12 protein-coding genes are annotated in these 13,940 nt (G+C 43.8%); 2 read left to right on the top strand and 10 right to left on the bottom strand.

The annotated features are described in order from the left end of the window. The first annotated feature begins 19 nt into the window (after positions 1-19). Positions 20-670: a YoaK family protein gene (locus AC4IFT_RS11440; RefSeq protein WP_490751369.1), complete on the top strand. Its 651-nt coding sequence runs from the start codon at positions 20-22 to the stop codon at positions 668-670. A gap of 52 nt (positions 671-722) precedes the next feature. Here the strand turns inward: AC4IFT_RS11440 and fdoI are convergent, their stop codons facing one another. Genes fdoI through fdnG form a run of 3 tightly spaced genes read right to left on the bottom strand, consistent with a single transcriptional unit; the run spans position 723 to position 5,382 of the window. Then, complete coding sequence (fdoI, locus tag AC4IFT_RS11435) at positions 723-1,379, bottom strand: formate dehydrogenase cytochrome b556 subunit (protein ID WP_219245163.1); 657 nt, start codon at positions 1,377-1,379, stop codon at positions 723-725. Continuing rightward, the gene (gene fdxH, locus AC4IFT_RS11430) at positions 1,376-2,323 is read right to left on the bottom strand and encodes a formate dehydrogenase subunit beta (protein WP_490735390.1); all 948 of its coding nucleotides are present in this window, start codon (positions 2,321-2,323) and stop codon (positions 1,376-1,378) included. Before fdxH ends, fdoI begins: the two co-directional genes overlap by 4 nt. A gap of 11 nt (positions 2,324-2,334) precedes the next feature. Then, positions 2,335-5,382 (bottom strand): formate dehydrogenase-N subunit alpha, encoded by a 3,048-nt coding sequence (gene fdnG, locus AC4IFT_RS11425; RefSeq protein ID WP_490735392.1) that lies wholly within the window; start codon positions 5,380-5,382, stop codon positions 2,335-2,337. 174 nt (positions 5,383-5,556) lie between these two features. Here fdnG and fdhD point away from each other — a divergent pair, with 174 nt between their 5' ends. Continuing rightward, positions 5,557-6,387 carry a formate dehydrogenase accessory sulfurtransferase FdhD gene (gene fdhD, locus AC4IFT_RS11420; RefSeq protein ID WP_490735394.1) on the top strand — a complete coding sequence of 277 codons (831 nt, stop codon included), beginning with the start codon at positions 5,557-5,559 and terminating at the stop codon, positions 6,385-6,387. Here the strand turns inward: fdhD and AC4IFT_RS11415 are convergent. The 7 genes from AC4IFT_RS11415 to rpmH form a co-directional block, all read right to left on the bottom strand. Continuing rightward, entirely contained in the window at positions 6,384-7,151 is a 768-nt protein-coding gene (locus tag AC4IFT_RS11415) for a transferase (protein ID WP_490751368.1), read from the bottom strand. The genes fdhD and AC4IFT_RS11415 overlap by 4 nt on opposite strands. 216 nt (positions 7,152-7,367) lie before the next feature. Continuing rightward, on the bottom strand, positions 7,368-9,038 hold the full coding sequence (locus AC4IFT_RS11410; protein WP_490751367.1) for a trypsin-like serine peptidase: 1,671 nt from the start codon (positions 9,036-9,038) through the stop codon (positions 7,368-7,370). Positions 9,039-9,500: 462 nt separating this feature from the next. Next, positions 9,501-10,865, bottom strand: a complete 1,365-nt coding sequence (mnmE, locus tag AC4IFT_RS11405) for a tRNA uridine-5-carboxymethylaminomethyl(34) synthesis GTPase MnmE (RefSeq protein WP_219245169.1) — start codon at positions 10,863-10,865, stop codon at positions 9,501-9,503. Positions 10,866-10,988: 123 nt separating this feature from the next. Next, positions 10,989-12,638 carry a membrane protein insertase YidC gene (gene yidC, locus AC4IFT_RS11400; protein WP_490735400.1) on the bottom strand — a complete coding sequence of 550 codons (1,650 nt, stop codon included), beginning with the start codon at positions 12,636-12,638 and terminating at the stop codon, positions 10,989-10,991. Positions 12,639-12,640: 2 nt separating this feature from the next. Next, complete coding sequence (gene yidD, locus AC4IFT_RS11395) at positions 12,641-12,901, bottom strand: membrane protein insertion efficiency factor YidD (RefSeq protein WP_102140049.1); 261 nt, start codon at positions 12,899-12,901, stop codon at positions 12,641-12,643. Further along, positions 12,865-13,224, bottom strand: coding sequence for a ribonuclease P protein component (gene rnpA / locus AC4IFT_RS11390; RefSeq protein WP_004906229.1), 360 nt, complete (start codon positions 13,222-13,224; stop codon positions 12,865-12,867). The genes yidD and rnpA overlap by 37 nt, the downstream gene beginning before the upstream one ends. Positions 13,225-13,245: 21 nt before the next feature. Next, the gene (gene rpmH, locus AC4IFT_RS11385) at positions 13,246-13,389 is read right to left on the bottom strand and encodes a 50S ribosomal protein L34 (protein ID WP_004906236.1); all 144 of its coding nucleotides are present in this window, start codon (positions 13,387-13,389) and stop codon (positions 13,246-13,248) included. Between the last annotated feature and the right edge of the window lie 551 nt (positions 13,390-13,940).

Raw genomic sequence — 13,940 nt, 5'->3', positions numbered from 1 at the left:
GATGAGCGGCAAAATAACCATGTCATTATTCCAATTTGAAGCCAACTCCCATACGCCCTTTTTCCTCTTACTGGCCTTTATTGGCGGGTTTGTGGATGCGTGCTCTTTCGTTATTTTCGAGGTTTTTACCGGGCATCTGACAGGGAACAGTATTTTAAGCATGGTGTACCTCGCCAAGTTGGATTGGCCAATGCTACTGCTTTCTGCGGTTTCTATCTGCGGCTTTTTTCTAGGAACTTGCTTTGGCTCATGGCAACGGTTAAAAAATAATTCACTGCATGATTACCGTTTTCTGATTGGTTTATCACTTTTATTATTTACTGGGGTGTTTACGCTCTATTTCTTCGCCCATGCCTTATATTCAGACAATATCGTCATATTTATCATTAGTTTATCCATGGGGCTACAAAATGGCTTTTTTAACAAGGCCGGCTCGGTAGGTATTCACTCAACCTATGTCACAGGGATGACGACATCCTGCATCAATGCCTTTTTAAAAAACGTGCAAGGTGATAGCAGCAAAAAAGTATTATTCCTCGCCGTGTTATCTTTTGTTTTAGGAGGATTAACGGGCGGGGTGTTATCGGTCAATTACCAATTCCTCGGTTTTTCTTTTGTGTTGATACTGTTGGCACTGGCTTTTGTCTATAGCCTAACCATAACCGATTAATAGATAAAAAAAAGCCCACAATTGTGGGCTTTTTAAACAGAAAAGATAAAACTTAGTTTTTCTCTTGCTGTTGTTTTTCTTGCTTTTCTTTTTCAAGAAGTTGGCGGTACCACAGTGGATGGTGCTTTCTTGCCCAACCACGGGTCACCCAACCTTCGACCATCGCACGAACCGAGCCTTTCACCCAAATCGCCGCGTAAGCGTGAACCACAATCATAATGATCAGCGCAATCGCAGAGAGTGAGTGGATCAGAATCGCTGCACGATAAACAGGGATTGGGAAGTATTCAGCAAAATAGGGGCGCCACATAATGACACCAGTGACCACCAGCGCCAATAAGCAGATAGTGACTACCCAATACACCCCTTTCTGACCGAGGTTATATTGGCCTACATCGCCCGCTTCTTCATTTTTCAGCACTTTACCGATATTTTTTGCCCACTTGATATCTTCTTTATTAATGAAGTTATGGTGGAAATAACGGAAGAACATGAAGACGAACAGCAAGAACATCGCCGTACCCACGAATGGATGCAAAATACGCGACAGCTGTGGCGTGCCTAAAATGTTCATGAACCAGTTTAGCGATGGGAAGAAAAACCCTAACCCACTGATTGCAGTGAACAAGAAGCAAATCACAACCGCCCAGTGATTGATCCTTTCAATCGGCTTATGACGGATAATTTTGTCGTTATCATCTGGTATCATTTCTGATCCTCCCCTTCTTTTGATTTGGAAGTGTCATCAGATGACATTACGTTATGCAAATCTTCTAACGCTTCTTCTTCATCTTTTTTGGAGACGCGGTTTGGACCAATACCCACATAGTGGAAAATGGCCGCTGCAAATGTTGCAGCAAAACCAACCGCAGCTAACGGCTTCCAGATACCTTTCCAGAAAGTGACTGTTGGGCTGATTGTCGGGTTTTCCGGCAGTCCGTGATACAACTGAGGTTTATCTGCATGGTGCAAGACGTACATCACGTGCGTACCACCAACACCCGCAGGGTCGTATAAACCTGCATTTGCATAACCACGAGTTTTCAGCTCTTCAACACGCTCACCCGCCATGCCAATCATGTCTTCTTTGGTACCGAAGTGAATAGCACCCGTTGGGCATGTTTTCACACACGCAGGTTCTTGACCCACTTCAACGCGGTCAACACACAACGTACATTTGTATGCGCGGTTATCTTCTGGATTGATACGTGGTACATCAAACGGGCAACCCGCGATGCAGTAACCACAACCAATACAGTGCTCTGATTGGAAATCAACGATACCGTTTTTGTACTGAACAATCGCGCCTTCTGAAGGACACGCCTTCAAACAACCCGGGTCAGCACAGTGCATACAACCATCTTTACGAATTAGCCATTCAAATTTATCGTTCTCTTCAACTTCAGAGAAACGCATTACCGTCCATGACTTAGCGGTTAAATCCGTTGGGTTGTCATACACCCCAACGTTGGTGCCGATTTTGTCACGGATATCGTTCCATTCGGAACACGCGACCTGACACGCTTTACAGCCGATACAGGTCGTGACGTCGATAAGCTTTGCGACTTCTTCCTTATAATCCCGCACCTGAGGCGCGGGAGTCAGGGAATTGGTGGCAGAGCGACGAATAATGTCCTGAGATTGCATTGACATAATTTATCTCCTTACACCTTTTCCACGTTAACAAGGAATGATTTAAATTCCGGCGTTTGTGTATTCGCATCACCCACATACGGTGTTAGGGTGTTCGCAATAAAGCCTTTCACGGCCAAACCTTCAAAGCCCCAGTGAATTGGAATACCGATGGTATCGATATCTTTCCCAGCCACTTTCAGCGTATGAATACGTTTGGTGACCACCGCTTTCGCTTTGATGTAGCCACGTTTAGAGCTCACTTTCACCGTATCACCTTGCTCAATGCCTTTTTCTTTCGCCAAGCGCTCACCAATTTCGATAAACTGCTGTGGCTGAATGATGGCATTCAACAGGGCGTGTTTTGTCCAATAGTGGAAGTGTTCTGTTAAGCGATAAGTCGTTCCCACATAAGGGAATTCGGTCGCTTTACCCATTTGTGCCCAGTCGTCTTTAAACACACGAGCCGCAGGGTTAGATACCACATTTGGATGCAGTGGGTTGGTATCCAACGGCGTTTCGATAGGTTCGTAGTGCTCTGGGAATGGGCCTTCGGCCATTTTATCCAGTGCGAACAGACGTCCCATACCTTCAGGCTGCATGATAAACGGACCAACACCACTTCCCGGAGGCGCATTGCTATAGTCAGGAATATCCATCCCTGTCCATTTGCTGCCATCCCACTCAAGGATTTGACGTTTCGGATCCCACGGTTTACCCATTGGGTCTGCCGATGCACGGTTATAAATAACGCGACGGTTTAGAGGCCATGCCCATGCCCAACCTAATGTGTTACCCAGACCTGTTGGGTCAGAGTTATCACGGTTAGCCATTTGGTTACCTTTCGGTGTCCAGCTACCGGCAAAAATCCAGCAACCACTCGCCGTTGAACCATCGTCACGCAACTGGGCAAACGAGCTCAGCAATTCACCTTTCTTCACAATGACGTTGCCGTCAGCGTCTTTCAGGTCAACTAGTGCGTAACCATTGTTTTCACGTGCCACTTCTTCCGGTGTTGGGTTATCACTATCTAAGTAATCCCATGTCATGCTCAGTACTTGTTCAGGTACTGCGCCACCTTCTTTTTCATACATTTGGCGTAAACGGTGGAAAATACCCGACAGGATTTCACCATCACTGATGGCTTCACCCGGTGCATCTGCACCTTTCCAGTGCCACTGTAACCAGCGCGCTGAGTTAACAATCGAACCATTTTCTTCCGCGAAACAACATGAAGGCAGGCGGAATACTGTCGTTTGAATTTCCGCTGGGTTCACATCGTTCATTTCGCCGTGGTTTTGCCAGAAGTTCGAGGTTTCCGTATTCAATGGATCAACGGTAATCAGGAATTTCAGTTTTGACAGTGACTTAACCACTTTGTTTTTGTTCGGGAATGATGCTAACGGGTTAAAGCCTTGGCAGATATAGCCATTCACTTCGCCCTTATCCATCATCTCGAAATAACGCAGTACGTCGTAGCCTTGGTCCCACTTCGGCAGGTAATCAAAGCCCCAATTATTTTCTTTCTGCGCTTTATCACCGTAGAACGTTTTCATCATACTGACGAAAAATTTCGGGTAGTTGCCCCAGTAGTTCACTTGGCCTGCAACTGTTGCTTTTGGTGTATTTGCTGCTAAATAGGTTTCTAACGTGGTTTGTTTTTCTGACGGTAATGTCATATAACCTGGCAGGCTTTGTGACAATAAACCTAAGTCAGTTAAACCTTGAATGTTCGAGTGACCGCGCAGTGCGTTAACACCACCACCTAACATCCCCATGTTACCTAACAGCAATTGGATCATCGCCATCGTACGGATGTTTTGCGCACCCACCGTATGTTGAGTCCAACCTAACGCATATAAGAACGACGTTGTTTTATCTTTTACGCTGGTTTCTGCAAGGTATTCACAGACTTGTAAGAAGTCTTTGATTGGCGTACCGCAGATGTTATTCACCACTTCTGGCGTATAACGGCTAACGTGTTCTTTTAATAAGTTCAGTACACAACGTGGGTGTTTCAGAGTTGGATCGCGCAGCGCAAGGCCGTTTTCGTCCATCTCATAGTTCCACGTGGTTTTATCGTATTGGCGTTTTTCTTCATCATAGCCTGTGAACAGGCCATCATCGAAACCAAAGTCTTCACGGATAACTAAACTCGCATTGGTATACGCTTCCACGTATTCACGCTGAATTTTTTCATTATCCAGTAAGTATTTGATAACACCTGATAAGAACGCAATATCAGTACCAGAACGGATAGGCGTGTAGAAATCCGCCACTGCCGCAGTACGGGTAAAGCGTGGGTCAATTACGATTAGTTTGGCTTTGTTATGGATTTTAGCTTCCATCGCCCAGCGGAAACCGACTGGATGCGCTTCTGCCGCATTACCACCCATAACAACGATTAGGTTTGCATTTTTAATGTCAACCCAATGGTTGGTCATCGCACCGCGACCAAATGTTGGAGCAAGACTTGCTACCGTTGGTCCGTGTCAGACACGCGCTTGGTTATCAACGGCAAGCATGCCGAGAGCGCGGGTGAATTTTTGTGTTACAAAGCCTGTCTCATTGCTTCCAGCTGATGCACACAACATACCGGTGGTTAGCCAACGGTTAACTGTGACACCCTCTTTATTTTTTTCAATGAAGTTCGCATCGCGGTCTTCTTTCATCAACTTAGCGATACGATCAAATGCGTCGTTCCACGTGATACGTTTCCACTCATTGGTACCCGGCTCACGCACTTCTGGGTATTTTAAGCGGCTTTCACTGTGGATGAAATCGATAAGTCCAGCACCTTTCGGACAAAGTGCACCACGGTTTACCGGATGATCCGGGTCCCCTTCAATATGGAAAATGCTCTCTTTTGCATTTTTCGCGCCATCACCGAGGCTGTACATTAACAGCCCACAGCCGACAGAACAGTAGGTACAGGTATTTCTGGTTTCCTTCGCACGCAGTAATTTATACTGGCGCGTTGACGCTAATGCGGTTGCAGGTGCAAAACCTAACGCCGCTGCCGTCGTACCTGCCATACCGCCAGCGCAGATCTTAAAGAACTGCCTTCTGCTGACTTGCATGGGGATCTCCTCATTTACATTGCTCATGTTTACCTAACGTCAATCGCGATAATCAGGTAAACTGTTTTTATTCAACGTCTTCCTTACGTACCCAGGTTCATTGCCCGGCAAATGGTGTAAATTCTTTTTACCCATAATTAATATTATGTATCATTAATGCTAGGAATTCATCTAATGTATGAAACAAATACTACAAATGACTCCAAAATTACCCAAATGATTGGCTTAAATAGCACAATCGTGCAACAAAAAGGCAACCTCAACGCGCCAGTAAAAGATTACGTTGCAGAAGAATATCCTGTTGCATTAGTGTTCAATGGCATATCCCATGTGGTAATGATGGCAACCCCAAAAGATCTTGAGGATTTCGCTGTCGGGTTTTCGCTTTCCGAGGGAATAATACAGTCCAGTGATGAAATTCGCGGAATTGATATCGTTGAAGGCTGCAATCGGGGAATTGAAGTTCACGTGGAATTATCCAGCCGCCGCTTCATGGAACTCAAAGAACGTCGCCGTAACTTAGCGGGCCGTACGGGCTGTGGGATTTGTGGTACAGAGCAACTTGATGAAATTTTTAAACCTATCGCACCACTGCCTTTTACCCAAACTTTTTCTTTGTCGCATCTCGATAATGCCCTGCATGAACTGAAAAAAGTGCAAGAAATTGGCGCCCTGACAGGTTGTACCCATGCCGCTGCATGGATATCCCCAGAAGGCCAATTAGTGGGTGGATGCGAAGATGTAGGCCGCCATGTTGCCCTTGATAAACTTTTGGGGATGAAAAGCCGCCATCAATGGCAACAGGGGGCTGTGTTAGTTTCCAGCCGAGCCAGTTATGAAATGGTGCAAAAAGCCGCCAGCTGCGGCGCAGAAATTCTGTTTGCCGTTTCCGCTGCTACCGCACTGGCTATTGAGGTTGCTGAAAAAGCCAATCTAACGCTAGTTGGCTTTTGCCGCCAAGGTAAAGCCACGGTATTTACCCATGGTAGCCGTATTACGGATTAACGTGTTGAGCCTGAAAGTGAATGCAGCATCCACAGATTAGGCTCGATATACTCACCTTGCTGGCGTTCCACATCAATAATAACTGGCACTAATGCATTATGGACAATGTATTTGCCTGACTGCGGAAAACGCATTCCTGTCCACGCTTCCCAATTGATAATTGCACTTTTGATCACCATCGAACGATAAACTGGCCCTAAAACAGTCGCGCCTAATCGCCAATGTGTACGGATCCACGGGTCAAAAGGCTCCCCCTGCGCATTTTTCCACGTACAGTATGAGTCAAAATCCTGTAATGGGTATCGGTGCTTCAAAGTTGGACGAACAGGAACGATAATCGCTTTTGCCCCGTAGACTTTTGCGGCATGTTTTAATGCATTGATCAATAAATCAGGGATTTGATGGCCACGATATTGTGGGTCGACGGTCACGGATAACGCAGAAATATACGATTCACCGCCGCATTGATTTTCCATCGCAAAGTTGAAGATATCATCCCATCCCATCTCTGCCAGCTTAGTGAAATCATCATCTACCCATAAAAATGGCACGGAACGAATAATGCCAATCACTTTTTCCTCGTCATTGTCATTCACTGTGGCAATAAATTGAAACTGGCTATTTGGCTCATTATCAAGCCTTTCCCAATATTCATCACTCACGGCGGACTCGTTCATAAACTGAGGCCACAGTTTATCGAGAAATTGCTCACACTCATCAAGAAGATCAGGGCGTTGGGCATAGCTAGAGATGTTAATTAACATTTTTCTGCTCATCCGTTTTTATAGACTATTTCATTAAGCGATATACTATAGGAAAAAAACAAGGGAAGGATTAATAGCAGATTAAGACACTCATATTCGAACTTGGCCTCAATAAACAGTGCATACACTAAATTTCAGCTAATACACTGGATGACAATATTGATTTACTAAACACCTGAATTCATTTAAATACAGAGAAGTATTAAATCACGGCAGTTATTCAGACTGCAAAGAGACCTTAATTAAAATGTTTTTGCTGGGTTCCCCTTGCCATGATTTGGCCTGCAACGGAATGATCCCTTCATAAACACTATTTTCTAATACAAGGTGTGGGTTATCTTTAGGAAAATATTCCAATACCAGCCGAGAGAATTTATTCTGGGAAGAACATGAAGCAGCCGTATTCATTGAGTTCGTAGCGCACTCTGTTTGGCGAGAAGCTCTGAAATTAACAAGGATTTCATCACCTAATGAATTCTTTAACAGCCCCTTTACCTGTGAGTATGTTTTTTCAAACCAGACCAAAGACAGTGGCCCCTGCCCGCGGTATAACGCAACAAACCCGTAATAATCATTGCCATTTACCGTGTAGCTTGTCGCATTTTTTTTATCTTGGCTAAGGTTCAATGCTAACATTTCAGCAGTTTCCATATCAAATGGAGCCACATACGGATCATATCTATCATAAATCAACCGGATAACGTGATTTTTAATATTTTGATTATCATTAGATATTTTGAATGCAATCCAACATTTCACTAATTTTTCAACTTCAATATCAAAATGATAGAGCTTTAAGAAAACATCTCCGGTGATCTCATCATCATGGAGATGTGTTTGATGCCCCTCTTTCACTAAACTTGCTTTAAATGACAACGGGAATATCTCATGAGTCACTAAATCAATAGCATCAACATGCATTATTGAATAGTTTTCATAGTCTTCAATTTTCACCGTATCAAAAGGAATAATGCGACTCCCTTCATTCAGCGATATCGGTATTAATGTTTCTAACGCATTAATGGAATTTAGTTCCAAGTTGGTTGATGCAACATGACCAAGCCCAATAACGGATATATTGCTATTTCCAATCAACCCGCCTAATTCAGCATTCAAATTTTGAACTGCGACACCCACATTGACACTCCCGCCCCCCCAATGTAATCCAATAATTTGATTACTGGCTCTTGATATAACTGGGGAACCTGATGATCCCCCTTGGGTATCAGCATTATGAACTATTTTATTGCCATTATTTTCAACGTTTAATATCTCAGCAAATTTGCCATTTTTTATATCGCCAATATGCATTGGGCGTAAACCACCATCACCATATTGTGGAATATAAATATTCTCGCCTTTAACCGGATTACTTTGACTTAATGCTAGCCCACCAAATAATGCTTTCACATTAGAATTTAAATAGTCAAATTCATCTAAGGTAAATAATGCATAGTCATTATCGCTAGCACTGATCCCCCGTTTTAATACCCTGCCCGGCTTTAAACGAACAGGTTCAGTCACTGGGGATGTTGAACTACAAGTCTCATTAAACCAATTAAACCATATTTCGCCATTGATTAAATTAGGGTCACTTTCGACAACGTGGTTATTAGTGAGAACATGGTTTTCACTACCAATTAAGGAACAAGACCCCCACCCACCAATACGCGCTGCTGCACTTGATAATGCATACTCAGCAATTGGGCTTCCTTCATGACACATATAAGGTTTTCGTTCGTCTTGGCCAATAATTGCTCTTGAGTTATTATCGTGCTCTATCAAATCGAGGAAAAGCGAAAAAACATTTTCTACATCAGTGAGTAATGGTAATCTAACTCGGATATTAACGCCGCTACTCGGGATAGTTACTACCGTCTCATTCATCTGATAAAAATTTTCTCGTTGTATTACGTTATCCCCATATTCAAATTCAACATAACTATTTTGTGGTAGATTAATCCGTGAGAAATGCAATTTTAAAAAATTCGAATGAGTACGTTCTAAAAAAAATGAATGAAGCGTTTCTTTACTATTGTTTTTAATAATATCAATATTAATTTTTTCATTAACATTTTTTACATCATATATTTCCATCATTGAGCCCTTTTATTTAAAATTTAAATTACAGGGTTAATGATAATTTTTTATTCATGTAAAAAATAACATAAAAATTAATATTATTTTTTATTATTTAATTAAAATAAAAATAACAGGGCAAATAACAATTTTAGTCGTGATTTAATATTAAAAAGTGAATGATGACTTATATGTAATGCGTTGCTCAGCTGTTTTCAGGTCAGGTATCAGCTCGAATTCAATAACAGGCTGATACCCTCTCGAATTTAACTATTTCCCAATACAGAAACTGGAGAAAATACGCCCTAATAGGTCGTCAGAGGTAAATTCACCCGTGATTTCACTCAGCTCTTGTTGAGCTAAACGTAATTCTTCTGCCAATAACTCACCGGAGCGAGCATTCACTAACTGGTCATAGCCCTGTTCTAGGTGAATGGCCGCTGCATTCAGTGCTTGTAAATGACGACTACGCGCAAGGAACCCACCTTCCGTATTGCTGTTAAACCCAATGGTTTCTTTCAGGTGATCGCGCAGCAAATCAATCCCTTTTTCTTCACGGGCAGACAAACGAATTAATGGGTAACGGGTATCATTGATAAACTCAACAGGCTCCCCCGTCATATCCGCTTTATTGCGGATCACTGTAACAGGTAATTCATCGGGCAAACGCGCCATAAACTCAGGCCAAATCTCTTGCGGTTCCGTAGCGTTGGTTGTGGTGCTATCCACCATAAACAGCACATGGTCAGCTTGTTCAATTTCTTTCCAAGCACGTTCGATACCAATACGCTCGACTTCATCGCTTGCTTCACGTAACCCTGCGGTATCAATGATATGCAGTGGCATCCCATCGATATGAATATGTTCACGTAAGACATCGCGGGTCGTTCCTGCAATATCGGTGACAATTGCTGCTTCACGCCCCGCTAATGCGTTCAGTAAGCTCGATTTACCCGCGTTTGGGCGCCCTGCAATCACCACTTTCATCCCTTCACGCAACAAACTGCCTTGGCGAGCTTGGGAGCGGACCTGTTCTAAGTCTGCCACCACTTCATTAAGCTTGGCTTCAATTTTACCATCAGATAAGAAATCAATTTCTTCATCAGGAAAATCAATGGCAGCTTCCACGTAGATCCGTAAGTGAGTGAGTGCTTCCACCAATTGGTGGATATGGGAAGAAAATGCGCCTTGCAGAGAATTCATCGCCGAACGTGCGGCCTGTTCTGAACTCGCATCGATTAAGTCGGCGATGGCTTCTGCTTGGGCTAAGTCGAGCTTGTCATTCAAAAATGCACGCTCAGAGAACTCCCCAGGATTCGCGATACGAATACCTTCAATAGCAAGAATTCGTCTTAGTAATAGGTCTAGAATGACGGGGCCACCATGCCCTTGTAACTCAAGGACATCTTCCCCAGTAAAGGAATTCGGACCCGGAAAATAAATGGCAATACCTTGGTCAAGAACAGCCCCTTCCACATCACGAAAAGGGAGATAATCCGCATAACGTGGCTTAGGGAGTTTCCCGAGAACAGTTTCGGCAACCAGTGCCGCTTTCGGGCCAGATACACGTAAAATACCGACACCACCACGACCGGGAGGTGTTGCCTGTGCGATGATAGTATCGTTAATCAGCATGATGTTTCTCTGTCTTTGACTTGAAGTTTTTTTGAAAAGAATAAGGCGACCTTATTAGGTCGCCTTAATAGTACTATACAATTTAGCTTTGTGAAGCCATTCCCATGTTACTGAGAACCGAGATTATTTTTTCTCTTTTTTATCGCGACTGTGCAGACCACGTTTTTCCAGACCACGGTAAATCACTTGTTGCTGGATGATAGTCACTAAGTTACTCACGATATAATACAGTACCAGACCTGATGGGAACCACAGGAAGAAGATGGTGAACACGACAGGCATGTACGTCATAATCTTCTGCTGCATAGGGTCAGTTACAGCGGTTGGTGACATTTTCTGAATCACAAACATCGTCACACCCATTAATACTGGTAGGATGTAATACGGGTCTTGTGCAGACAAGTCTTGGATCCAACCGAAGAACGGTGCATGACGCAGTTCAACAGAACCCATCAACATATAGTAAAGTGCAAGGAAGATAGGCATTTGGATAAGCAGCGGTAAACATCCACCCAGTGGGTTTACTTTTTCTGCTTTATACATCGCCATCATTTCTTGGCTCATACGTTGTTTATCGTCACCAATACGCTCACGCATTGCAGCCAGTTTCGGTTGCAGTAAACGCATTTTCGCCATGGAGGTGTACTGCGCTTTAGTCAGCGGGTACATGATACCACGAACGATAAAGGTGATAACGATGATGGCAATACCCCAGTTACCCACGAAACCGTGAATAAATTTCAGCAATTTAAATAATGGCTGAGAGATAAACCATAACCAACCGTAATCAACAGTTAAGTCTAAGTGTGGTGCAACTGCCGCCATCTCAGACTGAATTTCTGGACCAACCCATAACGTTGATGAATAAGTACCTGCGCCATTAGCGGCAATCGTCATTGGCTCACTCTTATAACCAATGATGGCAGATTTTTTATCAAGGTCGATGGTATAGAACGTGCTTTTCTCTGCGCTTGCTGGGATCCAAGCTGTCGCAAAGTATTGTTGTAGCATCGCAACCCAGCCGCCTTTTGTGCTCAGGCTCAGGTTTTTATCTTCGATGTCACCAAAGCTATATTTTTTATAGTTGTTTTCATCAGAAGAGTACGCCGCACCACGGTAAGTGTGCAGAGCAAAGTTGCTGCTACCAGTATCACGTTCTTTTGGTAATTCGATAGTTTGTTTTAACTGACCGAAAAACGCCAACGTCAACGGTTGTGCTGTTGGGTTTTGGATACTGTATTCAACTTCAACAGTATATTGGCCGCGTTTCACAATGTACGTTTTTTGGTAAACAACACCGTTGTTATCCGTAAATGACATTGGGACGCGTAATACGTCTTGGCCGTTCGCTAAAGTGAAAGTTGCAGAATCTGCAGAGTATAGCGGACGTTCGCCGTTATTATTTGCTGGGTTGTCTGGGCCATGAGGGCCAATCAAACCACTTTGTGCCTGGTAGACAAAGCCTGGGTTAGTTTCCAGTAAACGGAAAGGGTCTTCCGAATGAAGGGTCGCAGGATAGGCTAACAGGTCAGCCTCATCGATATCACCACCACGAGTATTGATGCGAATATCCAGTACATCAGTTTTAACGGTGATGAGCTTACCTTGCCCACTGCTAGTTACTGCTTGGGCATCACTGCTTGGCATATCCGCTTGTTGCGAAGTTTGAACAGTTTTAACGTCCTGAGCAACTTTATCGCTCTCCCAGGCCTGCCAAACTAAGAACGACACGAACAACAAAGCGATGAGTAGAAGATTGCGTTGCGAATCCATCGTTATAATTCTCTATTATCATCAGTTTTTCTGGGTGGGACAGGATCATCTCCACCAGCGTGTAAAGGGTGGCATTTTAATACGCGTTTCGCCGTTAACCAACTCCCTTTTAGCATACCAAACCTGCGCAATGCCTCAATTCCGTAATTTGAGCAAGTAGGATTGAAGCGACAACGAGGCCCTAACAACGGGCTTATCGCCAGTTGGTAGCCTCTGATCAGCATGATCAGGATTTTTGAGCCAAGCGACGATGACGACGCCATAACTTATCCAATGCTTCCGTGATCTGTTGATTGTCGAGATTGGCAACCCCTTTCCTTACCAATACCACAAAGTCCATTGAAGGCAACTCGTGTTGATGCAGACGAAAGTATTCACGCGCTAATCGTTTAATACGATTTCGCTCATGGGCTCGTTTAACATTTTTTTTGGCGATGGTAAGACCGATGCGGGGATGCCCCAGCTCGTTTAGGCGACCAAGGATTGTTATCTCTGGGGAACTCGCCCTCTGCGGCTGCTTAAAGACATTATCGAAATGCCTGGGAGTTAACAAACGTAACTCCCGGGTAAAAGCGAGCGTAACCACTGGAATAGAGGGCTAGCTTTATTACTTAGATGAAACGGTCAGACGAGCGCGGCCTTTAGCACGACGGCGAGCCAGAACCTGACGACCATTTTTAGTGGCCATACGAGCACGGAAACCGTGTGAACGGTTGCGCTTCAGTACGGACGGTTGAAAAGTGCGTTTCATAACGATTTCTACCTAACTTTTAAATTTATTACTGATTCAGTAAACGCGTTGGCAACCAGTGGAAACTGATTTACACCTGTGCCTCTATCGCAACAATATAGAAAGAGGCAGGATTGTAATAAAACATAGGGGGTCACGTCAATAAAATGACGCAATCAAACCACTTTTATTTATAGCCTGGCTGACCGGTTTGCCGACATATGCTGTGACAGTCAACTCATGATTCTATTTTCATACTGACTGACAACCTGCTTTTGCCTGTATTCATCCCTAACCTTTAGTTAGAACTGAATAAAGAACCCAACAAGTATACCGCAGTTTCGTGTAAAAATCACATCAGCACTGTACACAGGGAGGAAGATTATACGGACTCCGCCCCAAAGCGCAAGGATCTTCCCGCGATCTGAAAATATTTTTTGATCTTAAGGAATATTTTAACTAAATCGTCTAAAGTTATCCCCAGCCATGTGGAAAAAATAACAAAAATTCAGATCCCCCAGCTAACTTCTTCCTTATAAGCGATGCCTTATCACATTTGCCTGTGGATAAAA

It is taken from the genome of Providencia sp. UF-183, from assembly GCF_058246155.1.
Note: the sequence above shows the minus strand (reverse complement) of the source record. Positions and strands in the feature narration are given on the sequence as shown.

What these genes read in the sequence shown, in the direction of transcription:
- AC4IFT_RS11440 (WP_490751369.1), top strand. Translation starts at nt 20, where the DNA reads ATGTCATTATTCCAATTTGAAGCCAACTCCCATACGCCCTTTTTCCTC.
- fdoI (WP_219245163.1), bottom strand. Translation starts at nt 1,379, where the DNA reads ATGATACCAGATGATAACGACAAAATTATCCGTCATAAGCCGATTGAA.
- fdxH (WP_490735390.1), bottom strand. Translation starts at nt 2,323, where the DNA reads ATGTCAATGCAATCTCAGGACATTATTCGTCGCTCTGCCACCAATTCC.
- fdhD (WP_490735394.1), top strand. Translation starts at nt 5,557, where the DNA reads ATGTATGAAACAAATACTACAAATGACTCCAAAATTACCCAAATGATT.
- AC4IFT_RS11415 (WP_490751368.1), bottom strand. Translation starts at nt 7,151, where the DNA reads ATGTTAATTAACATCTCTAGCTATGCCCAACGCCCTGATCTTCTTGAT.
- AC4IFT_RS11410 (WP_490751367.1), bottom strand. Translation starts at nt 9,038, where the DNA reads ATGAATGAGACGGTAGTAACTATCCCGAGTAGCGGCGTTAATATCCGA.
- mnmE (WP_219245169.1), bottom strand. Translation starts at nt 10,865, where the DNA reads ATGCTGATTAACGATACTATCATCGCACAGGCAACACCTCCCGGTCGT.
- yidC (WP_490735400.1), bottom strand. Translation starts at nt 12,638, where the DNA reads ATGGATTCGCAACGCAATCTTCTACTCATCGCTTTGTTGTTCGTGTCG.
- yidD (WP_102140049.1), bottom strand. Translation starts at nt 12,901, where the DNA reads ATGGCGTCGTCATCGTCGCTTGGCTCAAAAATCCTGATCATGCTGATC.
- rpmH (WP_004906236.1), bottom strand. Translation starts at nt 13,389, where the DNA reads ATGAAACGCACTTTTCAACCGTCCGTACTGAAGCGCAACCGTTCACAC.